The sequence below is a fragment of the Duganella hordei genome (genome assembly GCF_040369125.1).
GTDB lineage: Bacteria > Pseudomonadota > Gammaproteobacteria > Burkholderiales > Burkholderiaceae_D > Rugamonas > Rugamonas hordei.
Window position 1 is genome coordinate 84,965 of record NZ_BPWI01000010.1, and the last position, 25,539, is coordinate 110,503.

General features: G+C 63.9%; 25 protein-coding genes. 12 read left to right on the plus strand and 13 right to left on the minus strand.

Annotation, left to right across the window (positions count from 1 at the left end; all coding sequences use genetic code 11):
- Positions 1-2 precede the first annotated feature (2 nt).
- The gene (locus ABWW33_RS21860) at positions 3-1,184 is read right to left on the minus strand and encodes a multidrug effflux MFS transporter (RefSeq protein WP_176651390.1); all 1,182 of its coding nucleotides are present in this window, start codon (positions 1,182-1,184) and stop codon (positions 3-5) included.
- 136 nt (positions 1,185-1,320) lie between these two features.
- Between ABWW33_RS21860 and epsC the strand changes: the two genes are divergently transcribed.
- Together epsC and ABWW33_RS21870 are read left to right on the plus strand one after the other, a co-directional pair.
- Entirely contained in the window at positions 1,321-2,244 is a 924-nt protein-coding gene (gene epsC, locus ABWW33_RS21865; RefSeq protein ID WP_176651389.1) for a serine O-acetyltransferase EpsC, read from the plus strand.
- Between the two features lie 76 nt (positions 2,245-2,320).
- Complete coding sequence (locus ABWW33_RS21870; RefSeq protein ID WP_353403746.1) at positions 2,321-2,971, plus strand: hypothetical protein; 651 nt, start codon at positions 2,321-2,323, stop codon at positions 2,969-2,971.
- Between the two features lie 114 nt (positions 2,972-3,085).
- Here the strand turns inward: ABWW33_RS21870 and ABWW33_RS21875 are convergent, their stop codons facing one another.
- From ABWW33_RS21875 to ABWW33_RS21895, 5 genes are read right to left on the minus strand one after another with little or no spacing between them, the layout of a single operon-like run.
- Entirely contained in the window at positions 3,086-4,456 is a 1,371-nt protein-coding gene (locus tag ABWW33_RS21875) for an LLM class flavin-dependent oxidoreductase (RefSeq protein WP_353403748.1), read from the minus strand.
- Positions 4,456-5,298 (minus strand): MetQ/NlpA family ABC transporter substrate-binding protein, encoded by an 843-nt coding sequence (locus ABWW33_RS21880; protein ID WP_353403749.1) that lies wholly within the window; start codon positions 5,296-5,298, stop codon positions 4,456-4,458. The genes ABWW33_RS21875 and ABWW33_RS21880 overlap by 1 nt, the downstream gene beginning before the upstream one ends.
- Before the next feature lie 12 nt (positions 5,299-5,310).
- Entirely contained in the window at positions 5,311-5,991 is a 681-nt protein-coding gene (locus ABWW33_RS21885) for a methionine ABC transporter permease (protein WP_176651385.1), read from the minus strand.
- Positions 5,984-6,796 (minus strand): methionine ABC transporter ATP-binding protein, encoded by an 813-nt coding sequence (locus ABWW33_RS21890; protein WP_176651384.1) that lies wholly within the window; start codon positions 6,794-6,796, stop codon positions 5,984-5,986. The genes ABWW33_RS21885 and ABWW33_RS21890 overlap by 8 nt, the downstream gene beginning before the upstream one ends.
- Positions 6,796-7,998 (minus strand): acyl-CoA dehydrogenase family protein, encoded by a 1,203-nt coding sequence (locus ABWW33_RS21895; protein WP_353403750.1) that lies wholly within the window; start codon positions 7,996-7,998, stop codon positions 6,796-6,798. The genes ABWW33_RS21890 and ABWW33_RS21895 overlap by 1 nt, the downstream gene beginning before the upstream one ends.
- A 195-nt stretch (positions 7,999-8,193) precedes the next feature.
- Here ABWW33_RS21895 and ssuE point away from each other — a divergent pair, with 195 nt between their 5' ends.
- The 7 genes from ssuE to ABWW33_RS21930 all read left to right on the plus strand — a co-directional run bounded on the left by ssuE (position 8,194) and on the right by ABWW33_RS21930 (position 15,120).
- Positions 8,194-8,781 carry an NADPH-dependent FMN reductase gene (gene ssuE, locus ABWW33_RS21900; RefSeq protein ID WP_353403751.1) on the plus strand — a complete coding sequence of 196 codons (588 nt, stop codon included), beginning with the start codon at positions 8,194-8,196 and terminating at the stop codon, positions 8,779-8,781.
- A gap of 21 nt (positions 8,782-8,802) precedes the next feature.
- Complete coding sequence (locus ABWW33_RS21905) at positions 8,803-9,762, plus strand: sulfonate ABC transporter substrate-binding protein (protein WP_353403752.1); 960 nt, start codon at positions 8,803-8,805, stop codon at positions 9,760-9,762.
- Between the two features lie 16 nt (positions 9,763-9,778).
- A complete protein-coding gene (ssuD, locus tag ABWW33_RS21910) occupies positions 9,779-10,921 on the plus strand; it encodes an FMNH2-dependent alkanesulfonate monooxygenase (protein WP_353403824.1) in 1,143 nt (380 codons plus the stop codon).
- Entirely contained in the window at positions 10,921-11,703 is a 783-nt protein-coding gene (ssuC, locus tag ABWW33_RS21915; RefSeq protein ID WP_353403753.1) for an aliphatic sulfonate ABC transporter permease SsuC, read from the plus strand. The genes ssuD and ssuC overlap by 1 nt, the downstream gene beginning before the upstream one ends.
- A 14-nt stretch (positions 11,704-11,717) precedes the next feature.
- A complete protein-coding gene (locus tag ABWW33_RS21920; RefSeq protein WP_353403755.1) occupies positions 11,718-12,521 on the plus strand; it encodes an ATP-binding cassette domain-containing protein in 804 nt (267 codons plus the stop codon).
- A gap of 167 nt (positions 12,522-12,688) precedes the next feature.
- Positions 12,689-13,255 (plus strand): YceI family protein, encoded by a 567-nt coding sequence (locus ABWW33_RS21925; protein WP_176651377.1) that lies wholly within the window; start codon positions 12,689-12,691, stop codon positions 13,253-13,255.
- A gap of 89 nt (positions 13,256-13,344) precedes the next feature.
- On the plus strand, positions 13,345-15,120 hold the full coding sequence (locus ABWW33_RS21930; RefSeq protein ID WP_353403756.1) for an amidohydrolase: 1,776 nt from the start codon (positions 13,345-13,347) through the stop codon (positions 15,118-15,120).
- Here ABWW33_RS21930 and ABWW33_RS21935 read toward each other — a convergent pair whose 3' ends face one another.
- The gene (locus tag ABWW33_RS21935) at positions 15,121-15,708 is read right to left on the minus strand and encodes a chromate transporter (RefSeq protein WP_353403758.1); all 588 of its coding nucleotides are present in this window, start codon (positions 15,706-15,708) and stop codon (positions 15,121-15,123) included.
- A complete protein-coding gene (locus ABWW33_RS21940; protein WP_353403759.1) occupies positions 15,705-16,295 on the minus strand; it encodes a chromate transporter in 591 nt (196 codons plus the stop codon). Before ABWW33_RS21940 ends, ABWW33_RS21935 begins: the two co-directional genes overlap by 4 nt.
- A gap of 177 nt (positions 16,296-16,472) precedes the next feature.
- Between ABWW33_RS21940 and ABWW33_RS21945 the strand changes: the two genes are divergently transcribed.
- Entirely contained in the window at positions 16,473-16,691 is a 219-nt protein-coding gene (locus ABWW33_RS21945) for a hypothetical protein (protein WP_353403760.1), read from the plus strand.
- 253 nt (positions 16,692-16,944) lie between these two features.
- On the opposite strand, the gene ABWW33_RS21950 is transcribed toward ABWW33_RS21945, so the two are convergent.
- The 3 genes from ABWW33_RS21950 to ABWW33_RS21960 form a co-directional block, all read right to left on the minus strand.
- Positions 16,945-17,850 (minus strand): PAS domain S-box protein, encoded by a 906-nt coding sequence (locus ABWW33_RS21950; protein ID WP_353403761.1) that lies wholly within the window; start codon positions 17,848-17,850, stop codon positions 16,945-16,947.
- 383 nt (positions 17,851-18,233) lie between these two features.
- Entirely contained in the window at positions 18,234-18,632 is a 399-nt protein-coding gene (locus tag ABWW33_RS21955; RefSeq protein WP_176651372.1) for a hypothetical protein, read from the minus strand.
- Between the two features lie 101 nt (positions 18,633-18,733).
- Complete coding sequence (locus tag ABWW33_RS21960; protein ID WP_353403762.1) at positions 18,734-19,375, minus strand: phosphohydrolase; 642 nt, start codon at positions 19,373-19,375, stop codon at positions 18,734-18,736.
- Positions 19,376-19,502: 127 nt separating this feature from the next.
- Between ABWW33_RS21960 and ABWW33_RS21965 the strand changes: the two genes are divergently transcribed.
- Positions 19,503-22,628, plus strand: coding sequence for an NAD(P)-binding protein (locus ABWW33_RS21965; RefSeq protein WP_353403763.1), 3,126 nt, complete (start codon positions 19,503-19,505; stop codon positions 22,626-22,628).
- A gap of 22 nt (positions 22,629-22,650) precedes the next feature.
- On the opposite strand, the gene ABWW33_RS21970 is transcribed toward ABWW33_RS21965, so the two are convergent.
- On the minus strand, positions 22,651-22,854 hold the full coding sequence (locus ABWW33_RS21970) for a hypothetical protein (protein ID WP_353403764.1): 204 nt from the start codon (positions 22,852-22,854) through the stop codon (positions 22,651-22,653).
- A gap of 143 nt (positions 22,855-22,997) precedes the next feature.
- Between ABWW33_RS21970 and ABWW33_RS21975 the strand changes: the two genes are divergently transcribed.
- Positions 22,998-24,080: a flavodoxin family protein gene (locus ABWW33_RS21975; protein ID WP_176651368.1), complete on the plus strand. Its 1,083-nt coding sequence runs from the start codon at positions 22,998-23,000 to the stop codon at positions 24,078-24,080.
- 1 nt (position 24,081) lies between these two features.
- On the opposite strand, the gene ABWW33_RS21980 is transcribed toward ABWW33_RS21975, so the two are convergent.
- Positions 24,082-25,473 carry an MFS transporter gene (locus tag ABWW33_RS21980; RefSeq protein ID WP_176651367.1) on the minus strand — a complete coding sequence of 464 codons (1,392 nt, stop codon included), beginning with the start codon at positions 25,471-25,473 and terminating at the stop codon, positions 24,082-24,084.
- Between the last annotated feature and the right edge of the window lie 66 nt (positions 25,474-25,539).

Consider the following 25,539-nt stretch of genomic DNA (forward strand, 5'->3'; position numbering starts at 1 on the left):
CGTTAATGTGTTTTCGGCTTGCCGGTCAACGCCAGCAGCCAGGCGATCATGCTGATCACCAGGCTGGCCAGCACGCCCCAGGCCAGCTTCAGGGCGCTGTCGAATAGCAGCGGCGCCACCAGGCCGGACACCAGCGCGAACAGCAGCATCTGGATGAAGGACTGCATCGACGCCGCCAGGCCGCTGTTGTTCGGGAAGTACTCCAGCGCGATCAGCGACAGCGGCGTCATCGCCAGCGCCAGGCCGAAGGAGTAGATAAACAGCGGCATCACGGCATACGGCACGGCCGCGACGTAGAAAGAATTGTAGGCGACGTTGATGACGCCGGCGGAGATCATGATCGCAAAGCCCATCCACACCTGCGCGTTGCGCGAGTACTTGTGGGCGAATTTGCCCGACAGCGCCGAGCCGATCACCATGCCGCTGATCAGCGGCACGAACATCCAGGCGAATGCCGTCTCCGGCAGGTGCAAGATGTTCATCACGAAGTAGGCAGCCGAGCCGATATACAGCGCCACGCCCGCGAAGCACATGCCCACCGCGATCGCCAGCAGCAGGAAGTGGTGGTGGCACAGCACCTTCCAGTAATTGGCCGCAATGGCGCCGAGATGGAAGGGATGGCGGTCCTTGACGGCCAGGCTTTCCGGCAGCGAGCGCTGCACGGCGACGAACATCAGGATGCCGAAGCCGCTGAGGAACCAGAAGATCGAGCGCCAGCCGAAACTGACCTGCAGCCAGCCGCCCAGCACCGGCGCGATGGCCGGAGCCAGGCCGAACACCATCATGATATGCGACAGGATCTTCTGCGCCTCGGCGCCGGAGAAGCGATCCTGCACGATCGCGCGGCCGACCACCGAGCCGGCGCCAGCCGCCAGGCCCTGGACGATGCGGCACGCCAGCAGCACGCCGATCGACGGCGCCATCGCACCGACGATGGACGCGACGATATACAGCACCAGCGATACCAGGATCACCGGGCGACGGCCGAACGAGTCGGACAGGGTGCCGTAGAACAGCATCATGAAGGCAAAGCAGAACAGGAACATGCTCAGCGTTTGCTGGATCAGCAGCGGGCTGGCGTCGAAGGTCTGGGCGATGGCCGGGAACGACGGCAAATAGGTGTCGATGGCCAGCGGGCCGACCATCGTCAGGCCGGCCAGGAGTAGCGTCAGCAGAATATTCATTAAAGTTGTATTGTTCGGTAGACGCGGCATTTTACGCGATATGCGCTGTGCGCATATGCAACGACGAATTCCTTCCTTCGTTTGCGCCGTGAGAGCAATTAAGCTGCTTTGATGGGCGCTTTTTATTCGAGACATTATGACTATCGATACATTTGATGGGACCGGCGTCAAGCCGTCGCACTGGAACCTGGCCAGCGTGATCGAGCAGCTGCGCGTGTCGCGCGAAGCGACGCACAACATCCGTCATCACGGCAAGGTGCGCGAGCTGCCGTCGCGCGAGGCGCTGACGATCATCGTCAACGGCCTGTCGGCGGCGCTGTTCCCGACCCATTACGGCAGGCCCAACCTGACCGACGAGAGCATCGATTATTTTGTCGGCGACACGCTGACCACGACCCTGAACCGCCTGACCGAGCAGGTGCGACGCGGCCTGCAGTTTTCTTCGGAGGAGGCGACGCCGGACGAGGAGGCGCTGACCGCGCAGGCCAACGCCATCACGCGCGAGTTCGCCGCGGGCTTGCCGGCGATACGCGGGCTGCTGGTGTCCGACGTGTTGGCGGCGTTCTCGGGCGATCCGGCGGCGACCTCGGTGGCCGAGATCATGCTGTGCTATCCGGGCACGATCGCGATACTGTACTACCGGCTGGCGCACAGCCTGCACTGCCTGGGCTCGCCGTTCCTGGCGCGGCTGATCTCGGACATCGGCCATTCGCTGACCGGCATCGACATCCATCCCGGCGCGCACATCGGCGCCAGCTTCTTCATCGACCATGGCACGGGCGTGGTGATCGGCGAGACCGCCATCATCGGCCAGCGCGTGCGCCTGTACCAGCACGTGACGCTGGGCGCCAAGCGCTTCCCGGCGGATGAAAAAGGCGTGTTGATCAAGGGCGTGCCGCGCCATCCGGTGGTGGAGGACGACGTGGTGATCTACGCCGGCGCGACCATCCTGGGCCGCATCACCATCGGCGCCGGCTCCACCATCGGCGGCAATGTGTGGCTGACGCAGAGCGTGGCGCCGGGCAGCAACGTCTCGCAAGCGCAGATGCGCAACGACTAGGGTAGTGACAATTCGCGGAATTTGGCATGGATGTAATATGGTACTCTAGACAACTTGTTCAACTTGCAACTGTCTGATGCCTTTACTGTACTATCATCCGCCCAAATCTGTGTCCCATGGTCACTCTCCGCGCGTCCAGAACCCTCGCCAGGCATGGGATGCGACGCAGGCATTTTTACGCGACCATACGGTTTCCGAGTTGCGGCCCCAACTGCGCTTGACCGTGCTGGGCGCCACCAAGTTTACCGACCCGGCGATTGTTGAATCCATACTTCAGCAAGCGCTCGACGCGTTCGGACCGTCAACCTCGGTTTGGGGGATCTTTCACAACTGGGACTTGCCGGGCGACCGATTGAGCGATGCGCTGGAATTTGCGTTGTCGGATGAGCACCGGCCCAGGCAGGAAGTCGATTCCGTGAGCCTGCATCTTTCATATGCCTTTTCGTGGAAGGATCTGCCCAATCCCTCTCCAGATGAGGCTCGTAAAGTCGCCCGCAAAGGGCGTAATTCGCTTGGCCTGTCGGTGGGAGGGCACCGCCTTTTCATGCAACCCACATTTCTTTTTGAAGTGCCTGAACAGACTTCATCTTTCATTACACGCCTGCAAGCGATCGAGGCCGCCACGCCTTTCGTTCCCAGGGACGATTACTACTATCTCACAGAGTCCAGGCAGAGCAAGGATGGCATAAAGCTGACCAGGCTGAAATCGGGATGGAAGAATCAATGAGGTTTCGCGTAGCCCAACCTGCTTTTGCGATTTCGCTGCGCGAGATACTTGCCGGATGTGATGTCTCTCAGGTTATCGCCTGACGCACCCCTAAGCAAGGTCCGCCATGGGCGGTCATGGTAGCGGGATTCTTATCTGCCTGCCGGCGTGAAGCGCCGACAGGCAAGGACCCTGCCCGAAGACCTTTTGACGTAGCGTACCCTCGCTGTATTTCACTTGATAGCGCCCGCGTCGCTGTAATTCGGGGACGATCAGCTCCACCACGTCGCGCATGCTCTCGTGGGCGATGGCGAAGGCCAGGTTGAAGCCGTCGATGTCGGTCTCTTCCTGCCAGGCTTCCAGCTGGTCCGCCACCTGCTGCGGATCGCCAACCAGTACCGGGCCGCGTCCGCCCAGGCCTATGAATTCGGCGGCTTCGCGCACCGTCCATTTGCGGTTCGGGTCGGCCTGGCTGAACGAAGCCAGCGCTGACCTGCCGGCGTCGGAGTCGATGTACTCGATCGTCGCGTCCAGCGGGAACTTGCCGAAGTCGACGCCGGTCCAGCCGGACAGCAGGGTCAGAGAGGCTTCGATGTTGATGTGGCGGCGGTATTCTTCGTGCTTGGCGCGCGCCTCGGCTTCGGTTGGCGCGGTGATGATCAGCGCCTGCGCGTAGATCTTCAAATCGTCGCCATCGCGGCCGGCGGCGCACACCGCCGAACGCAAGTCGTTCACATACTTTCTGACGACCTGCTTGCTCGGCCCGCTGACGAAGGTGCATTCAGCATGCTTGGCCGCAAAGGCCGTGCCGCGCGGCGAGGTGCCTGCCTGGTACAGCAGCGGCGTGCGCTGCGGCGACGGTTCGCACAGGTGGAAGCCGGGTACCTTGTAGTAGCGGCCTTCGTGATTGATCGGGTGCACGCGGGACGGCTCGGCATACACGCCGCGCTCCTTGTCGTTGACCACCGCGTCGTCGTTCCAGCTTTTCTCCCACAGCTTGTAGACCACATCCATGTATTCGTCGGCGAGATCGTAGCGCTCGTCGTGGCTCAACTGTCGGTCCAGGCCGAGGTTGCGCGCCGCGCTGTCCAGATAACCGGTGACGATATTCCAGCCGATGCGTCCGCGCGTCAGATGGTCCAGCGTCGAGATGCGGCGGGCAAAGGTGTACGGATGCTCGTACGTCAGCGCGCACGTCACGCCGAAGCCCAGGTGCGTGGTGGCTTGCGCCATCAGCGGCACCAGCGCCAGCGGGTCGTTCAGCGGCGCCTGCACGCCGTGGCGCAGCGCCGCATCCGCGCTGCCTTGATAGACGTCGTAGACGCCCAACACATCGGCCAGGAATATCGCGTCGAAGCGGCCGGCTTCCAGCAGCCGCGCCAGTTCGGTCCAGTGGTCGGGATCCTTGTAGCGGTGGCTGTTGTCGCGCGGGTGCGTCCACAGTCCCGGCGACTGGTGGCTCACCGTCGGCATCTGGAAGGCGTTGAAGCGTATTTGCTTGGGCATTATTTGGACGCGGTTTTCTTGTCGCTGGCTTCCAGCGCCAGTTGGTCGTCGGTCTTGGCATAGTCGGCGAAGTGCTTGTTGGTCACGGCCAGGAACTCGCGCGAACGGTAGGCTGCGGCGATGTCCCTGGCGAACGGCTTGTCCTTGTCGGCGGTGCGGATCGCCACCAGGTTGACGTAGTTGGACGAGATTTTCTCGGTGATCAGCGCGTCCTTCAGCTTCAGTCCCGAGGCCAGCGCGTAGTTACCGTTGACGAAGGAGTAGTCGGTGTCCTGCAGGGAGCGCGGCAGCTGCGCGGCCTCCAGCGCGATCAGCTTGATCTTCTTCGTGTTGACGGCGATGTCCTTTTCCGATGCGCGGATCGGATCGATCTTGTCGCGCAGCTTGATCCAGCCCAGTTGATCCAGCAGCACCAGCGCGCGCGCCTGGTTGGTCGGGTCGTTCGGCAGCGCGACGGTGGTGCCTTCCTTGACGTCGTTCAGCGTCGTGTGCTTCTTGCTGTAGATGGCGATCGGCGCGGTGGGGATCTTCACCAGGTCGGTCAGCGCCAGTTTGTGCTCGGTGGCGAATTTGTTCAGGTAGATGATGTGCTGGAAGACGTTGGCGTCCAGCGAGCCTTCGGCCAGCGCGAAGTTGGGCTGGATGTAGTCGTTGAACTCGACCAGCTTGACCTTGTAGCCCTGCTTTTCCAGGATAGGCTTGATGCCCAGCTTGACCTGGTCGGCATACGGCCCGGCGCTGGTGCCGATCACCAGTTCTTTCGGATCCTTGGCGTTGGCCGGAGCGGCGATGCCGAAGGCGATGGTCAATGCTGCCAGCAGCAGGTTACGGCGAGTGTTCATGATTTTTCCTTGTTAGCGTTTGTCGATACGTTTGGCGATGCGGTTGCCGGTGAACTGGATCAGTTGCACCATGGCGATGAGGATGGCGACGGTGGCGACCATGATGTCGGTCTCGAAGCGGTAGTAGCCGTAGCGGATGGCGAGGTCGCCGATGCCGCCGCCGCCCACCACGCCGGCCACGGCGGAATAGGATAGGAAGCTGATCGACAGCACGGTCAGCGCCAGCACCAGGCCGGAGCGCGCTTCCACCAGCAGCACGCGCAGCACGATCTGCAGTTCCGACGCGCCCATCGCGTGCGCCGCTTCGATGACGCCGCGCGGCACTTCGCGCAGGTTCTGTTCGACCATGCGGGCGAAGTAGGGCACGGCGGCAAACGACAGCGGCACGGCGGCGGCCAGCGGACCGATCGAGGTGCCGGCGATGACGCGGGTGAACGGCACCAGCGCCACCAGCAGGATGATGAACGGGAACGAGCGGACGGTGTTCACCAGCCAGCCCAGCACCAGCGCGGCGGGACGGTTTTGCAGCGATTGGCCGTCGGCGACCAAAAACAGCACGATGCCGAGCGGGCCGCCGATCAGCACCGCGGCGGACAGGCCGATGCCTAGCATCGCCAGCGTCTGGCCCAGGGCGGTCCACATTTCCGGCAGCATGGCGATGATGTTGGTCAGCGAGATGGCAAGTTCAGACATAGGCCGCCTCCGGGTTGGCGTCGCTGGCGGCCAGCGAGTTGGCGGTGCGCGTGGCGGCCAGCTCCCGTCCCAGCGCGGTCTTGCGCGGCGCGGCCAGGTCGGCGGCGTCGTCGAGGCCGAATTGTTCGGCGATGGCGCCGTCTTCGATCACGGCCACGCGATTGCAGATCTCGCCCAGCACCGACAGCTCGTGGCTGACGATGACGATGGTCACCGCCAGGCGCTGGTTGATGTCGCGCAGCGTGGCCAGCAGCGCGCGCGTGGTCTCGGCATCCAGCGCGGATGTCGGCTCGTCGCACAGAAGCACGGCCGGCCCGCTGGCCAGCGCCCGCGCGATGGCGACGCGCTGCTTCTGGCCGCCCGACAGTTGCGCCGGATAGCTGGCCGTCTTGCCGCTCAGTTCAACCAGCTCCAGGCAATCGTTGACGCGGGCGGCGATCTGCTGCGCCGTCAAGCCGCCGTGGATGCGCAACGGGAAGGCGACGTTGTCGAACACTGTCGCGTTCTGCAGCAGGTTGAACTGCTGGAAGATCATGCCGATATTGCGCCGCGCATCGCGCAGGTCACGCCGCGACAGGGCGGTCAGCTCGCGGCCGTCGACGGCCACGGAGCCGCTGTCAGGCTGCTCCAGCAGGTTAATCAGGCGCAGCAAGGTGGACTTGCCGGCACCGCTCTTGCCGATCAGGCCGAAGATTTCGCCTTCGTGCACGTCCAGCGACACGTCGCGCACGGCGTGGAACTCGCCGCCGCCGGGCAGCGCAAAGGTTTTGCTCGCATGTTCGATGCGGATCAGGGGAGTAGTCATTATGAATATGCGGTTGGTTCAGGCAGCGTGCCGTCGAGCGCGTAGCGTCCGAGGTCGCGCAGTTTGTAGTCGACCGGGTCGTGCAGCGTGTGCACGCGGACGTTGCGCCAGAAACGGTCGTAGCCGTATTTGGCGGACGTGGAACGGGCGCCGGTCAGTTCGAAGATCTGGTTGCTGACATCGACGCCGGCCGTGTGGGCCAACACCTTGGCCTCGGCCACCGCAATCGCCAGCTCGCCGCGCTGCCGTGCCGTGACGGCGGCGCCAAGGCGGAACAAGCGCTCCAGTTCCTGCGCGGCGTGGTCGGCCAGCACGGCGGCGGGACGCAGCTTGAGCCACAACTGTCCGTAGCGATGCTGGATCAGCGGATCGGCAGCGGCGCTGGCCACGCCGGATGCGAACCACGGCCGCGCCTCGTCGACGGTGTAGGCCCGCGCCGCCTCAAACGCACCTTCGCCTATGCCGAGGTAGAGATTGGCCATGATCAGCTGCGCCACTTGCGAACGCAGCGTGGCCAGCGGCGTGGGCGCATGGCCGGGCGTCTGCAGCACCTGCGTGGACGGCAGCGGCACCTGCGTGAAATGCACATTGCCGCTGTCGGTCTGGCGCTGGCCGAAGGCGTCCCAGTCGGCCTGTACTTCCACGCCTTGCTGGCGTGTGGGCACCACGCCGATCAGGGCGCTCTGCGATTCCTCGTGCCAGGCGGAGATGGTCAGCCAGTCCGAGCCCACCGAGCCGGATGAGAAACTCTTGACGCCGTCAAGCACGAAGCCGTAGTCGGCGTCGGCGGCGATGGTGCGGCGGTCCAGCGGATTGAGCGCATTGCCCCAGAACAGGCGCTGTTCGACGGTCTGCGTCAGGAAGCGGCGCTGCTGTTGCGGCGTGCCGTACAACTGTATGCCGGCGAGCTGCAGATGATGGAAGCCGAAGACGTGGGCCAGAGCGCTGTCGGCGCGGGCCAGTATACGGATGACGTGGCAGACCGTGGGCCAGTCCGCGCCCTGGCCGCCATATTCGGTGGGGATCGACAGCGTGAGCAGGCCGGAGTCGCGTATCCATTCACGCTCCTGCGCCGCATGGCCGCCGGCCTGGTCGCGGGCATTGGCGGTTTCCGCAAGACGCCCGGCCAGTTCGGCCGCAACGTCCAACGGGTCTGGTGCCGCGTCCTGTGCTGAACGCGTTTTGAGTAGTGCTGTAGACATGGTATGTCCGTATGAAGGTATCGGTGTTTTTAGTATTGCATCCGGCTCCTCATGCCGTACACGAAGAAATCCAGCTTTCCATATGCGGAAAAATCATGCGAGGAAAACCGCATATCAAAACGTAAAACTATTCGTTTTGATTTCAAGGGTGCGGACTTATTCTGGCTGCCACCAACAACAATGGGGACCAGCACCATGACCATTCTTCTGATCGGCGGCAGCCCGGCACTACCTTCAAGCACCGGCCGTTTGCTGGACCACGTGGGCGGCAAGCTGGCTGCGCTCGGCCATCGCCACAGCGCGCTGCAGGTACGCGACCTGCCGGCCAGGGCCCTGCTGCATGTGGATACGGCGGACCTGGCGATCAAGCGCGCGCTGGCCGCCGTTGCCGCAGCCGAGGCCATCGTGATCGCCACGCCGGTCTACAAGGCATCCTTCACCGGCATCCTGAAAGCGTTTCTCGACCTGCTGCCGCAGGACGGCCTGGCCGGCAAGCTGGTGCTGCCGATCGCCACCGGCGGCAGCCAGTCGCACATGCTGGCGCTGGACTATGCGCTGCGCCCGGTGCTGCATGCGCTGGAGGCGCGGCATGTGCTGACTAGTATCTACGCCACATCTCAGCAGCTGGCGTGGAGCGAAAGCAGCGGCCTGACGCTGGACCAGGCCATCGCATGGCGCGTCGACGCGGGCGTGGCGGCGCTATCGTCCGGCCTGCAGGTCTCGAGCGCGGCCGTCGACGAAATCTACGTGGCGCCGGCGCAGCCTGTGCGCCTGGCCCGTTAACCATATCCATAAGGAGTATCCATGAGCATCGAACAAAAACGCGCCGCGCGCCGTCATACATTGGGATGGCTGTTTGCCGCCGGCGTGTTCGCGGCCGGAGCGCCGGCCACCGTGTCGGCGCAGGCCAAACAGGAAGTTCGCATCGGCTACCAGAAGTACGGCACGCTGACTTTGCTGAAAGGGCGCGGCACACTGGAGCAGCGCCTCGCCGCTCAAAACATCGTCGTCAAATGGACCGAGTTCCCGGCTGGTCCGGTACTGCTGGAAGGCCTGAACGTCGGCAGCATCGACTTCGGCACCGTCGGCGAAGCGCCGCCCATCTTTGCGCAGGCCGCCGGGGCCAACCTGGTTTATGTCGGCAATGAGCCTCCATCGCCGGGCAGCGAGGCGATTGTCGTGCCCAAGGATTCGAAAATCCGCAACCTGGCCGATTTGAAGGGCAAGAAGGTCGTGCTGAACAAAGGCTCGAACGTGCACTACCTGCTGGTGAAGGCACTGGAGAAGGCCGGCGTCGGCTACAAGGACATCGAGGCGATCTACTTGCCGCCGGCCGATGCGCGCGCGGCGTTCGAACGTGGCAGCGTCGACGCGTGGGTGATCTGGGATCCGTTCCTGGCCGCCGCCGAGAAGCAGCTCGGCGCCCGCGTGCTGGCCGACGGCAAGGGCCTGGTCGCCAATCACCAGTTCTACCTGGCCTCGCGCACCTACGCCGAGAAGAATCCGGAGATCGTCCGCATCGTGCTGGAGGAAATCGCCAAGGTGGACGAGTGGGGCGAGAAGAATCCGAAAGAAGTCGCGGCCATATTGTCCGCGCAGACCGGGCTGCCGGTCGACGTGGTGGCGCTGGCCGCGTCGCGCTATGCCTACGGCGTCAAGCCGATCAGCGCTGACGTGCTGGTGCAGCAGCAGAAAGTCGCCGACGCGTTCTCCAACCTGAAGCTGATACCCAAGCCGATCTCGGTCAAACTGGCGGCGCAATAAGGAATTGATCATGTCCCTGAATATTTTCTGGTTTATCCCTACCCACGGCGACAGCCGCTACCTCGGCACTTCCAAGGGCTCGCGTCCGGTCGATGCCGATTATCTGAAACAGTGCGCGGTGGCCGCCGATACGCTGGGCTACGACGGCGTGCTGCTGCCGACCGGCCGTTCCTGCGAGGACGCATGGGTGGTGGCATCGTCGCTGATCAGCGTGACGCAAAAGCTTAAGTTCCTGGTCGCGATCCGTCCTGGCCTGACCACGCCGGGACTGGCGGTGCGCATGGCGTCCACCTTCGACCGCTTGTCCAACGGCCGCCTGTTGATCAACGTCGTCACCGGCGGCGACCAGGGCGAGCTTGAGGCGGACGGCCTGTATGCCGACCACGCCAAGCGCTACGAGATCTCCGATGAATTCATCCGCGTGTGGCGCGCCTCGCTGTCCGGCGAGGGCGGCGACGCGGGCTACGATTTCGAGGGCAAGCATATCAAGGTCAAGGGCGCCAGGACGCTGTACCCGGCGGTGCAGAAGCCATATCCGCCGCTGTACTTCGGCGGCTCCTCCGAGCCGGCGCATGCGCTGGCGGCCGAGCAGATGGATGTGTACCTGACCTGGGGCGAGCCGCCGGCCGCCGTGGTCGAGAAGATCGCCGACATCCGCGCGCGCGCCGCCAGGCATGGCCGCACCGTGAAGTTCGGCATACGCCTGCACGTGATCGTCCGCGAGACCAACGAGGCGGCGTGGCGCGCGGCCGATGAATTGATCAGCCACCTGGACGACGACATCATCGCCAAGGCGCAGGCGGCGTTCAGTAAAATGGATTCGGTCGGCCAGCAGCGCATGGCGGCCCTGCACGGCGGCAGCCGCGACAAGCTGGAAGTGTCGCCCAACCTGTGGGCCGGCGTGGGGCTGGTGCGCGGCGGCGCCGGCACGGCGCTGGTGGGCGATCCGGAGACGGTGGTGGCGCGCATCCAGGAGTACGCCGACCTGGGCATCGAGACCTTCATCTTCTCGGGCTACCCGCACCTGGAGGAATCGTACCGCTTCGCCGAATTGGTGTTCCCATTGCTCGGCAAGGGCAAGGCGGCCGGCGAGCAATCGCTGAGCGGTCCGTTCGGCGAGGTGATGGCCAGCGACATCCTGCCGAAGAAGGCCGCGTAATGGCGACGGCCAAGCGTCCCAACGGCCAACGCCAAAGTGCCTGGGCGCCGTGGATACTGCCGGTGCTGCTGATCGCCGGCTGGCAGGCGGCGTCGCAGCTGGGCATTCTGTCCAGCCGCATCCTGCCGGAACCGTGGGCGGTGGCCAAAGCCTTCTGGACGCTGGCCGCCTCCGGCGAGCTGTGGGTCCACCTGCGCACCAGCTTGTGGCGCGCGGTGAGCGGCTTCGCTGTCGGCGCCGGTCTTGGCTTGCTGCTTGGCCTGTTGACCGGCAGCTTCCGGCGCGCCGAAACGCTGCTCGACACCACGCTGCAAATGGTGCGCAACATTCCGGCGTTGGCGCTGATCCCGCTGGTGATACTTTGGTTCGGCATCGACGAGACGGCGAAACTGTTCCTGCTGGCGGTGGGCGTGTTCTTCCCGGTGTACCTGAACACCTTCCACGGCATCCGCTCGGCCGACCAGGGACTGATCGAGATGGCCCGCAGCTACGGGCTGTCCGGCTGGCCGCTGTACCGCGACGTGATCCTGCCGGCGGCGCTGCCGTCGATACTGGTCGGCGTGCGCTTTTCGCTGGGCCTCGTGTGGGTGCTGCTGATCGTCGCCGAAACCATCTCGGCGCAGGCGGGCATCGGCTATATGACGATGAACGCCCGCGAATTCCTGCAGACGGACGTGGTGTTGGTCGGCATCCTGCTGTACGCCTTGCTGGGCAAGCTGGCCGACCTGCTGTCGCGCGGGATGGAGAAGCACTTCCTGCGCTGGAATCCCGCCTACCGCTGATAGAGGACCTGATCATGCATATTTCGACCGCTTTATTCGACGTGGCGCCGCCGGCGCGGACACTGGAGCCCGCGCCGGCGCCGGCCAGGCGCCAGGGCGTTACGCTTGCGCTGGACGGCGTCAGCAAATCGTTCGGCGCCCGCAAGGTGCTCAGCGACGTGCAGCTGGAATTGCGGGCCGGCGAATTCGTCGCCGTGATCGGCCGCAGCGGCTGCGGTAAAAGCACGCTGCTGCGCGCCATCGCCGGACTGGAGACCACCGACGCCGGCCATATCGCCGTCGGCAAATCCGGCATAGGCGCCAGCATCCGCATCATGTTCCAGGAGGCGCGGCTGCTGCCGTGGAAGACGGTGCTGGAGAACGTGGCGCTGGGCTTGCCGCGCTCGTTGAACGCGGCCGCGGCGACGCTGTCCACCGTCGGCCTGGCCGAACGCGCCGAGGATTGGCCGGCGGAATTGTCCGGCGGCCAGCGGCAGCGGGTCGCGCTGGCGCGCGCGCTGCTGCACGAGCCGCAGTTGCTGCTGCTTGATGAACCGCTGGGCGCGCTCGATGCATTGACCCGCATCGAGATGCAGCAGCTGATCGAAGCGCTGTGGCAGGCGCGCGGCTTCACCGCCGTGCTGGTGACGCACGACGTGCAGGAGGCGCTGGCCCTGGCCGACCGCGTGGTGCTGATCGAGGACGGCCGCATCACGCTGGACCTGAAAGTCGACCTGCCGCGTCCGCGCGCGCGGGGCAGTGCGGCATTTGCCGCTTTGGAACAGCGTTTGCTGGGCCGCATCCTGCATCATTCCCCGGCCGTCGCGGCCGCCGCGTAAGCGCTTCCCTCCCTATCTTTTGGCAGGTTCCCTTCCAAAGCCACCGGCGTTATCATCGATTTTATCGATAGTAACGCGGTAAATTTTTCGTTTTACAACTTTAGATGTCACGAGCATAATCGGTGCCACTCATTCTTATCAATTGTTCCAAACATCTGGAGTTCTTAATGAAAAAAATCTTCGCACTGCTGATCGCCGCCGGCATCTCCCTGTCCGCCTTCGCTGCACCGGAAACCTTCAACACCGATCCTAACCACACCTTCGCGCGTTTCGAATACAGCCACTTCGGCTACAACACGCAGCAAAGCCGCTTCAACAACACCAGCGCCAAGATCGTGCTGGATCGCGCCGCCAAGACCGGTTCGGTCGACGCCACCATCGACACCAAATCGGTCGATACCGGCTCGAAGCTGTTCGACGGTCACATCCAGGGCGAAGACTTCCTGGACACCGCCAAGTTCCCGACCATCACCTACAAGTCGACCAAGTTCAACTTCGATGGCGACAAGCTGGCATCGATCGACGGCAACCTGACCATCAAGGGCGTCACCAAGCCGGTCAAGCTGGTCATCACCCATTTCCAGTGCATGGATCACCCTATGCTGAAGAAACTGGCTTGCGGCGCCAACGCCACCGCCAGCATCAAGCGTAGCGAATTCAACGCCGGTAAATACGCACCGTACGTCGGCGACGACGTCACCCTGACTTTCGCAGTCGAATCCATCAAAGAGTGATGAACTGAGCCTGGCTCAATTCGTTCGCCTCTGATGTGGGCCGGCGCGGTGCAAGCATCGCGCCGGCCCGTTTATTTTTAGGAGTAGTCATGAAATTGAACCAGCTCGCATTCGCGGCGGCATTGGTCTGCGCCGCTCAAGTCCCGGTGCAGGCTCAAGCCGCACCCGACCTGATCATCACCAACGGCAAGATCGCCACGATGACCAGGGAGGGCGCCTTCGCGCAAGCGCTCGCCATCAAGGACGGCAAGATCGAGGCCGTCGGCAGCAATGCCCAGATCCTCAAACTCAAGTCCGCCAGCACCCAGCTGATCGACGCCGGCGGCAAAACCGTCATCCCCGGCCTTAACGACTCCCACCTGCACGTCATCCGCGAAGGCTTGAACTACAACGCCGAACTGCGCTGGGATGGCGTGACCTCGCTGAAGAAGGCGCTGCAGATGCTCAAGGAGCAGGCCGCGCGCACGCCGGACGGCGCCTGGGTCAAGGTGGTCGGCGGCTGGAACGAATTCCAGTTCGAGGAAAAACGCCTGCCGACGCTGGCCGAAATCAACGAGGCGGTGCCGGACAAGCCGGTGTTCCTGCTGTACCTGTACGGCCTGGGCTTCCTGAACCAGAAGGGCATCGCCACGCTGGGCTACGATGCCGACACCAAGTTCAAGGACGGCGTGGTCGAGCTGGGCGCGGACGGCAAGCCGACCGGCCTGCTGATCGCCAAGCCGAACGCGATGATCCTGTACACCACGCTGGGCAAGACCAACGTGCTGCCGCGCGAGCAGCAACTCAATTCGACGCAGCAGTATTACACCGAGCTGAACCGCCTCGGCCTGACCAGCGTCATCGACGCCGGCGGCGGCGGGCAGGCCTATCCGGACGATTACGCGGTCAGCCTGGAGCTGGCCAAGAGCGGCAAGTTGACGGTGCGCACCTCGTATTACCTGTTCGCGCAAAAGCCGGGCAAGGAGCTGGAAGACTATCAGCGCTGGCTCACGCTGACCAAGCTGGACAAGAACGACCACCTGTTCTACGCCAACGGCTACAACACCGAGGGCGGCGGCGAGAACCTGGTGTGGAGCGCGGCCGACTTCGAGAACTTCCTCGAGCCGCGTCCGGACATGCCGCCGCAGATGGAAAGCGAGCTGGAGCCTGTGCTGCGGCTGCTGATCAAGAACCGCTGGCCGTTCCGCATCCACGCGACCTATGACGAGAGCATAGACCGCGACCTGGCTGTGATCGAAAAAGTCAATAAAGACACGCCGCTGAACGGCCTGCGCTGGTTCTTCGACCATGCCGAGACCATCAGCGACGGACAACTGGCGCGCGTCAAAGCGCTGGGCGGCGGCATCGCGGTGCAGAACCGCATGTACTTCCAGGGCGAGCTGTACTGGAAGCGCTACGGCGCGCAGACGCGCCAGATGCCGCCGATTAAGAAGATGCTGGAGATGAAGATTCCGGTCGGCCTGGGCACGGACGGCACGCGCGTCAGCAGCTACGGGCCGTGGCCGTCGATCTACTGGGCGGTGACCGGCAAGACGGCCGGCGGCCTGAGCGTGTGGCAGCGCAAGGACGTGCTCAGCCGCTATCAGGCGCTGAAGCTGATGACGCAGGGCAGCGCGTGGATGAGCGGCGAGGAAAAGCTGAAGGGAACGCTGGCCGTGGGCCAGTATGCCGACCTGGCGATACTGCCGCAGGATTATTTCTCGATGGACGTGGAAAAGATCAAGAACCTCGAAAGCAGCCTGACCATCGTCAACGGCAAGGTGGTGTATGCGGCGCAGGAGTTCAAGCAGCTCGCGCCGGCCCTGCCGGAAGTGCAGCCGGACTGGAGCCCCGTGAAATACTACGGCGGCTACCAGAACAAGTAACTAGACCAGCTGGAACCAGCCCAGCACCGCGCCCGCGGCCAGCAGCAACAGCAGGTGAACGCGGGTGCGCCAGATGATCAGGCCGGCCACCACCGACAGGGTCCACAGCGGCCAGTCGGTGGTCCAGTCGCGGTGCGCGCTGCCGAGGATGATGCCGACCGATACCATCAGCCCGACCACCACGGGCGCCATGCCTTGCTTGAAGGCCCGCACGCCCAGCAGTTCACGGTTTTGATGGCCCCAGCGCGCCGCCAGGTAGGTCAGCGTGGTGCTGGGCAGCATGATGCCGGTCATCGTCACCACCACGCCGGCCAGGGCCGCCGTGTAGCTGCCGGCGTTGAGGCCGACGTTCCATCCCATCAGCGCGACGAACAGCACGTTGGGGCCCGGCGCCGCCTGGGCGATGGCGATCGAATCGTTGAACTGCGATTGCGTCAGCCAGTGATGTTCCTCGACCAGGAAGCGGTGCATTTCGGACGTGGTGGAAATCGCGCCGCCGATCGACATCAGCGACAGCAGCATGTAATGCGCGAACAGGTTGACCCAGTCGCCCAGGCTCAGCACCAGGTGCAGCGGAGCGTCGCTCATGGCTGGCTCCCCTTCAGCTTGCGGTAGGTCAGCGCGTAGCCCAGGCCGCCAAGGATCAGCAGCGTGTAGGCCAGCGGCAAGTGCAGCAGCACCACGAACACCACGCACAGCAGCGCCATGACACCGGTCAGCCACATCGGCAGCGGATGCCTGGTCAGCGCGGAGGCAAGCTTGAGTCCGGTTGCCGCGATCATGCCGGCCGACACCGCCGCCATGCCGCGCAAGGCGCCGGCCACGCCCACGTGGTGGGCGAAATGGGAGTGCAGCACGGCCAGCACCAATACCAGCAGCAGCGGCACGGTCAGCATGCCGGCCAGCGCGACCAGGCCGCCACGCAAGCCGTAGTAGCGGCTGCCGATCATCAGCGACAGGTTGACCACGTTGGGACCGGGCATGATCTGCGCGACCGCCCATTCCTCGATGAATTCTTCCTGCGTCAGCCAGCGCTTGCGCTCGACCATTTCACGCTGGACGACGGCCAGCACGCCGCCGAATCCCTGCAGCGCCAGAATGGTGAAGGAAAGAAACAGATCGAGCAGGGAGGTGGGGCGGAGGCGTGGCTGGGGCTGGGACGGGGCGGAAGTCATGCGGCATTATCGCGCTGGTGTTGCCGCGTGTCTATGCGTACGACTTCGTAACGGGACCGGAAACATTTAAATCCTGAAATGATAGGAAGCTGACATTGACTTTGCTTTAGTCTCGCTCATACTCCACTAGCACGTGATTTGATCAGGGTCAAAGCCCTTAACTTCTTGCCAAGGATCATGATGAACGTTTCGCTACTCCAGGTTTCCCCTCAAGCCGGACTTCTTCAGCAACGAAGCAATGAACTATGCAGTGCCGTGGTGGACCGCGGCATCCTGGTGCAGTCCAGTTTCAATACCGTGTGCGCGATTGAATATATGAAGTCGCACAACATCGACCCGCAAGTCATTGAACGGGTGCTATTACACCCCGAACAGCGCCGAAAAATCCATCATTAAGCCTGCTTCCATACGGGATCCACGTATACTTATGCACAAATCATGTTGATAAGAATTCTTTTAAAAAGTTTTCTTGCTACAATGTGAGACACCTTAAGTCCTTGATTTTTAAGGGGTTTGATATTGCCTTTTGCATGAGCAGTTTGTTGAAACCCGCATAGGTACGGGCTTCCTGCCTTGTCAAGAGGGGGTTGTCCACATAGATATCCACAAAGTCTGTGGATATCCGGAAAAACGCTTAACAATCCATTACTTAGAGCGGTTTTTTCAGCGCCTGCAGGACGCTGGCGACGATGATATAGGAGGCGTGGGTGCCCGTGCCGTTGCGGGTGGCGGTGGCGCGCAGCCTGACTTCCGTGCCGTCGCGGCGCCAGGCGTTGATCACGTCGGTCCACGCTTCACCTTCCTTCAGCGCATTCAGCGCGTCGGCCAACTGGTCGCGCGGGTAGGGCGGCGCGTGCAGCAGGCGCGGATCGGCGCCCTGCAATTCTTCCCGGCTGTACTGGAATACTGCACAGAACTTGTCGTTGACCGAGGTGATCTTGCCGCGCGCGTCGAGCGTCATGATCACCGCGTGCTGGTCGACGGCGGCCAGCAACTGGCGTGCCTCGTCCAGTTCGGCCTGCAGCTTGAGTTCGCGCTTGTGTGCCTCCTCCAGGCCGGAATAGGCGCGCAGTGACGAGATCACCGTGGTGAACAGCTTGCGCGTGGTCAGATCGGTCTTGCACCAGAAATCATTGATGTCGTAGTCGAGGATGATGCTGTGTTCCAGCGCCTGTCCCGGCTGTCCGGTGCGCAGCACGATGCGCACCAGGTTGTTGTGCAGCGTGTCGCGGATCTGGCGCGCCACGTTCAGGCCGGCGTCGCTGGTTTCCATGATGACGTCCAACAGCACCAGCGCGATGTCCGGCGTATTGCGCAGCGTGGTCAGCGCTTCCTCGCCGCTGTAGGCATGCAGGAAGCTGAGCCGGCGTCCCTGGAAGCAGGCATTGCTGAGAGAGAATTTGGTGACCACGTGAACATCGACGTCATCATCCACGATCAGCACCCGCCATGGCGGCGGCGCCGGTGTTGCGCTGGGGCTGCCGGCCTGGGTCTGGCTGGCCGGCGGCGCCTCGTCTTCTATCATCCAATCGGTGTCGTCGTCGTTCTGGTTCATGCATGGATCCCACGAGAAGTCGAACAAGGGAATTGCGGACCTTCACAGTGACACTATTCCTCGCCAGCACTTTTGTCAAAGGATTCCCTGCTTGGGCGGTGCGAGGTGTCGCCAGTCCTACTTATGCACAAAAAAATATTTTTCAAGGTCTCGAAAAAATGCGCCGGGCTGGAATTTTCCTTGATGTAAGTCTTTGATTTTATTGGGTAAATATTTTGCCTGTGGATTAGGCATTTTGTTCAAACCCGCGCCGTTACAGGCGTTCTCTGCTGTCAAGTGGCAGTTATTCACAACCTTATCCACAGTTGATGTGGATATCTGGAAAAAGCGCTTTAAATCCGGTTGCTTACCGGCTTTTCTTCAGAAACAGGGTTTGTTCGGGTTTATAGCGTCGACAGTAATTTGCGTACCGCGGCATGCACCATGACGATATCCGGTCCGTCGTGCAGCAGCGCGTTGTACTTGGCGCGGAACTCGGCGTCGCCGTCTTCGGACGGGCCGATCAGTGCTTCGATGGCTTTGCGGAAGGCGGCGGCATCGGCGGCGGAGATCGGTTCCGGTTCGTCGAGGCGCTCGTCCATCTGCGCCATCAGGCCGGACAGTTTCTGCAGCCAGGCGAAATGCGGATGGTTGGCCACCAGCTGCAAATGCTCCAGCGGGCTGCCGACCGCGCCGAAGTACTGCGTTTCCACGTGGATCAGCTGCTTGTGCAAGTCGCGCAGCGCGCGCGCCAGCGCCGTCAGTTTCGCGCGTTCGGACAGGTCGGAATCGGGCAATGCCATGAGTTACTCCAAAGGTTAGCTTGAGCGCCTAGTGTACCCACCAGCGATGCGCTTGCCTACACGCTAAAAGTCCAGTTGGCGTGGTCCGCAGTATCGGACACTCAAGCGCTGAGCGCCTTCAGGCGGTCGAGCTCTGCCAGGAAGCGTTCGCTGGCCAGGGCCGGCGGCCACGGTTCCCAGGGCGAGCCGCCGTACACCGCCTGCAGCGGATCGTCGTTCAGCGGCGGCACCGTGATCTTCAATGTTTGCAGCACTTCCTTCGCCGACCATCCCACCACGTGCACGGCCTCGCTGGCGGCGGCCAGGCGGTCGGCCATCTTGTGGGCGGCATACTCTTTCGGCGTCCAGTGCTGCAGGCCGTAACGCAGGAAGACGGCGTTCTCCAGCCGCACCGTCAGCGCCTTGAAACCCTCGCCCAGGAACGGCTTCAGCGGCGAGACGCAATCGAAGCCCAGCAAGCCTTCCTCCGCATCGTGCAGCAGCTCGCGCAGCGCGGCCAGCGGCGCCAGTTCGACGCCGACCGCCGTGCAGGCGGCCGCGCGCAAATGCATCACCGTCAGCGAATGCTGCGCCACCGACAACGGACGCGGCCATGCCGAGTGGCCGCCCCAGCGGTAGGTGCGCGCCAGTCCCAGCGCCAGGTCCGAATCTTCCCAGTCAAAGGGCGTGGGGTCGAGCAGGTCCAGCCGGCGCTCCGACGGCATGCGGACCCAGGCGCGGATTTCATGATGATCGCGACCCATGCGTCACTTCCCCTTATCTATGGCTCAGGCTCCATCCTACACCGAAGTCAATCAATTTATTTTTAGCAACTTGGCGCCGATTTCTCATACACTGATAATCCTGTTGAACTCCCGGGACTCACAGCGCATGGCAACCAGACCTTCATACATCTATCAAGGCGGCTCGGTGATGATGCACTCGCCGCTGCAGTTGAAAAACTCCGAAATGTACGGCTTTTTCGTCAAGGGCGATCTGGCCAAATTGCAGGCCACGCTGGACGGCACGCTGAACCAGGTGGCCGGCCAGCGCATGCGCTTCAACGCGATCTCGCCATATGTGCTGCTGACGTTCACCCGCGTCAACCACGCCGATTCGGCGGCGCCGGTCGACCATGCCAAGGGCTGGATCACCGAGATCGACATCGTCACCTGGATCATGGTCGGCGCCATGGACGACGAGGGCAAGCTGGCCCACCTCTATTACTACCCGGCTCACATCTTCGTCGACGACGCGATGGCGCTGATTAACGGCCGCGAATTGTTCGGCTACCCCAAGTATCTGTGCGAGTACGAGATTCCGCAGGCCGGCACCGAGCCGCTGCGCTGTTCGGTCGCGGCCAAGGGATTCCAGCCGTTTTCGCCGGAAACCAGGATCGCCATGCACCCGCTGCTGGAAGTGAACGCCACGCGCAAGGCCGGCATTGAAAGGCCCGTCACCAGCGTGCTCGATCTGATCGAGCAGGCGATCGAGTTGTTCCTGTCGATCCCGGACTTCTTCAACATGGACGTCGCCGGCTGGGACGACATCATCTCGCTGCTGCGCAACCCGCGCATCGACCAGATCTTCCTCAAGCAGTTCCCTGACAGCGCCGGCCTGAAGGCGGTGTACCAGGCCATCCTCGCCGCGCCGGCCACCATCGACCGCATCCACAGCGGCAAACTGCTGGGCTATGAATACGAGTGCGTGCTGCACGCCTTCGACAGCTTCCAGCTCAACGAGACGCTGGGTCTGCAACTGGGACCGCAAACGGCCATCCTGCCGTACAACCTGAACTTCGATTTCACCGCGCAGCCGGGCGAAGAACTGATCGACAATTCCTCCGTGTCGCCGCAGAAGGTCGTGATCCTCGGCGGCGGCGTCGGTTCGATGACGGCCGCCTACTATCTGAGCGACCAGCCGGGCTGGCAGAACAACTACGACATCACCGTCTATCAGCAAGGCTGGCGGCTGGGCGGCAAGGGCGCCAGCGGGCGCAACGCGCAGTACGGCCAGCGCATCGAGGAACACGGCCTGCACATCTGGTTCGGTTTCTACTGCAACGCGTTCAAGATGATCAAGGCCGCCTACGCCAGCCTGGATCGCCCGCCCGGCGCGCCGCTGGCGACATGGCGCGACGCCTTCAAGCAGCAGGACTACGTGGCCTTGTCCGAGCAGGTCGGCGACCAGTGGCACAACTGGTCGATCGTGTTCCCGACGCTGCCGGGGGAGCCGGGCGAGGGCGGCGAGCGGATCACCTTGTGGCAGCTGGCGGTGGCGATGGTCGGCTGGATCGAACAATGGATCAAGAGCCTCGACCACCTGACCAGCGAACTGGAACTGCCGCCGCATCCGCACCATACCGGCATGCTGCCGGACTGGATCTGCCATGTGGCCGAAGGCATCGGCTCATCCGCGCACGAACTGCTGGAAGACCTGTCGCTGCTGGCCAGCGGCTTGTCCGGCATGGTGGCCAACCTGTCGGCCGACGCCGCAACGCATACCGAAGGCCAGCACCTGGCGCTGGCCGGGGTGATGGAGGGTGTGCGCCACAAGCTGCGTTCGCGCTATCGCGGCCTGGTTGAGCAGGCCGACGGCGACGCCAGCGACGATATCCGCCGCCTGTTCATCTGCGTGGACTTGGGCATTACGGTGATGAAGGGCGTGTTCGAGGACGGCGTGATTCGCAACGGCTTCGACGTCATCAACGACATCGATTTCCGCGCCTGGCTGACGAAACACGGCGGCGACCAGGAATACTGCGTTGACTCGGCGCCGGTGCGCGGCTTCTACGACCTGGTGTTCGCCTACGAGGGCGGCGACTTCGACAAGCCGAATATCGAAGCCGGCACGCTGCTGCGGGCGATGGCGCGCATCGGCCTGGCCTACAAGGGCGGCATCATGTTCAAGATGCAGGCGGGCATGGGCGATACCGTGTTCACGCCGCTGTACCAGGCCTTGCTGGCGCGCGGCGTCAAGTTCAAGTTCTTCCACAAGGTCGAGGAGCTGGTGCCGGACGGGCGCCAGATCGGCAGCATCCGCATGACGCAGCAGGTCAAGCTGGCCGGCGCCGGCTACGATCCGCTGGTCGACGTGAAGGACCTGGCGTGCTGGCCGAGCGTTCCCAATTACGAACAGATCGATCCCGCGCAGGCGGCGCTGCTGCAGCAGAAGGACATCAACCTGGAATCGTACTGGAGCGACTGGCCGAAGGTTTATCACGAGGCGTTCGACAAGGAACTGCCGGTGCTGACCTTGCGGCGCGGCGTCGATTTCGACCAGGTGGTGTTCGGCATTTCGGTCGGTTCGCTGCCGGCCCTGTGTCCGCAGTTGCTGGCGCAAAGCCCGGCGCTGCGCACCACCGCAGAGCAGGTGCGGACGGTGGCCACGCAGGCCTACCAGGTCTGGCTGGACAAGGATCTGGCGCAGATGGGCTGGAGTTATCAGCCCGAAGGCCAGCAACCGGTGCTGAGCGCGTTCACCGAGCCTTACGATACCTGGGCGCCGATGGACCAGCTGCTGTGCCGCGAAGACTGGCCGGCCGGGCTGGAGCCGCGCAACGTGTCCTACTTCTGCAGCGCGCTGCCGGTGGCGAGCTATCCGCCGGCCGGCGACAGCGGTTTCCCGGCGCGCATGGCGGCCGTGGCAAAGGAGGGGGCGGTGCACCAGTTGAGTCAGCAGATCGCGTCGTTGTGGTCGGCGGCGGGGCCGGTCGGCGCGTTCCCGTGGCAGTGGCTGGTCGACGGCAGCGGGGCTACCGGCGTGGCGCGCTTCGACAGCCAGTACTGGCGCGCCAATGTCGATCCGTCCGAGCGCTACGTGATGTCGGTGGTGAACAGCACCAGGTACCGGCTGGCGACGGATCAATCGGGGTTCGCAAATCTGTACCTGACCGGCGACTGGATCAAGACCGGCCTGAACGCCGGCTGCGTCGAGGCGGCGGTCATGGCCGGCATGCAGACCTCGCGCGCGATGAGCGGCCATCCGGCCGTCATCGAAGGCGAGACTGACTTCTGATCCCGCCAGCCTGCCGTCTGCGTTAAGGGCGGCGGTAGCCGCGCGAGGGTTGCTCGGCACGGGCAGGCATGCGTCCCTGCTGCGGCGGCGGCGCGTCGTTGCCCGGATGGCCGGCGGCGTGATTGCCGCTCTCGCTCATGCCCTCCTGCTCGGGGTCGTAGTCTCCATCAGGCATGTTGGCACCGGGTTTAAAGCCTTTTTCGCTGGATTTGCTTGCTTCGGTCATGATGATTCTCCTTTGATGGCGTTCCGGGCACTGGGAGTGGCCGGAACCTCATGATAGGCTTGCAGGCCGGCGCGTTCCGTATGCCAGCGTACGGAGCGGGTAAAGAATGCATGGCAATCTGGAGCGCTACCATGGAGGCTTTCATGACCGATACCGTGCCACAGATACGCGAAGGGCAGGCGCCGGCCCCGCTCGGCCGCGACGAATTTCATCTGCAGTTCATGCGTTCGTTCCAGGATCCGGCTTTCGGGCCGGTGCAAACGGCGCTGGCCCAAGTCGAGGAGGTCGCCTGGACCAATTACCGCGACGGCCGCAAGGCGCCCGTCACGCAAAAGGCGGGCGCCGGCTTCGCCGATCCCGGCTACGAGCTGTCGGTGGAATGGAAGGCCACGCGCGACCGCCTGCTGGCAGCCGAAAAAATCCAGAAGGATCCGAACAGCCGCTCGCGCGTGCTGCTGATCGTCGGCGCCGCCCGCAACGACGGCAGCTGCCCCGGCGAGATATCCAAGACCTTCCGCATGATGCGCTGGGCGGAGCAGACGCTGGCCGGCGCCGGCATCGAAACCGACGTGCTCGACCTGAGCCTGTTGACCTCCAGCTACGACCTGCACATCCATCCCTGCAAAGGCTGCGTGTCGACCGCGATGCCGCTGTGCCATTGGCCCTGCAGCTGCTATCCCAACCACGGCGAGCGCCAGACCAACGACTGGATGGCGGAGATCTACGAAAAGTGGGTGGCCGCGCACGGCGTCATCATCCTGACGCCGGTGTACTGGTACCAGGCGCCGTCGGTGCTGAAGTTGATGATAGACCGGCTGGTGTGCGCCGACGGCGGCAACCCCGACCCGAGCAGCACCCACGGCAAGAAGGCGCAGGAAGCCAAGGCGCTGGAACTGGCGGGCTGGGACTATCCCAAGCATCTGGCGGGCCGCGCCTACGGGCTGGTGGTGCACGGCGACGTGGCCGGCATCGAAGGCGTGCGGCGCAACTTGGCCGACTGGCTCGACTGGATGGGATTGATCGACGCGGGCAGGCAGTCGGCGCTGGACCGCTATGTCGGCTACTACGAGTCGTATGCTGAAAGCCACGAAGTGCTGGACCGCGACCAGGCGTTCCAGCAGGAGGTGCGCAACGTGGCGCAGTCGGTGGCGATCGCGGTCGGGCAGCTGCGCAGCGGCTGGCTGAGCAAGCCGGACGCCGAGGTGCGGCCGGTGCGGCCAAAATAACTCATTTGCCGCCGACCGCCATCCGCGAAAAACTGGCGATGCTGGCTGCGGCCGCAAACGCGGCGGCCAGCATCAATGCATAGCTCGTGCCGCGCGTGGACGACAGCGTGAAGCAGTAGGCCACCAGCGCGGCGCCGGTGGCCTGGCCGATCAGCCGCGCCGTGGCGACGATGCCGCTGGCGCCGCCGGCGCGGTGCGGCGGGGCGCTGCCCATGATGGCCTTCAGGTTGGGCGCCTGGAAGAAGCCGAAGCCGATGCCGCACCAGGCCATGCGCCAGGCGATGTCGAACGCGGTGACGCCGGTGGACATGGTCAGCAGCGCCACCAGTCCCGACGACAGCAAGGCCAGGCCGATGCCGCCCAATGCACCGGGCGAATAGCGGTCGCTCAGGCGGCCGGCGATGGGCGCCATCACCGCCACCAGCGCCGCCCACGGCGTCATCAGGAAGCCGGTTTCTATCGGCGAGCGGCCCAGCGTGGTCTCGAAATAAAACGGCAGCGAGACGAAGGCCAGCCCCTGCGCCGCGAAGGTGCACACCGCCGTCATCGCGGACAGCGTGAACAGCGGCCGCCGGAACAGGTCGACCGGCAGCATCGGCGCCGCGTGGCCGGCCTGGCGGCGCAGCAGCAGCCAGAAGAACAGCAGCGTGGCGGCCAGCTCCGGCACCAGCTTTTGCCAGCTCTCCAGGTGCGCGCCTTCGCCGAAGGTCAGGATCAGCAAGCCGAAGGCGAACACGTTGTAGACGGCGGTCAGGGCGTCGATCTTGTGGCCGGAGCGCGGCGTCAGCGGCAGCGCGCTGCGGCCCAGCCAGACGGCGAACACGCCCAGCGGCACGTTGATGGCGAACAGCCAGGGCCACGGCGCGACCGACAGGATCAGTGAGGCCGCCGTCGGTCCGACGGCGAACGACACGGCCACCACCAGCGAATTGGCGCCGAAGCCGCGTCCCAACAGCCTGGCCGGATAAATCGCCCGCAGCATGGCGGTGTTGACGCTCATCAGCGCGGCGCCGCCGACGCCCTGCAGCAGGCGCGCCACCACCAGCGACGGCAGCGACCAGGCCAGCGCGCACGCCAGCGAGGCGGCGGTGAACAGGCACAGGCCGAAGACGAAAACGCGGCGGAAGCCCAGCGCCTCGCCCAGCGCGGCGAAGGGCAGCAGCGTGGCCACCATCGCCAGCTGGAATACGTTGACGATCCAGACCGAGGCCGCCGGCGTGGCGCGCAGTTGCTCGGCCATCGCGGGCAGGGCGGTGTTGGCGATGGACGTGTCCAGCGCGGTCATGCCGACGCCGATGGCGACCGACAACATGGCCAGGCGGCGCGCGGCGGGCGGCAAGCCGTCGCGCTCGGCCAGGGTGGTTGCGGTATCTGCGATGCTGGCTGTCGACATATGGTTACGGGGAGATGATGACCTAGACTGTCATTGTCCCGTAAACCGCCGGAGTCTGCTGGCGGC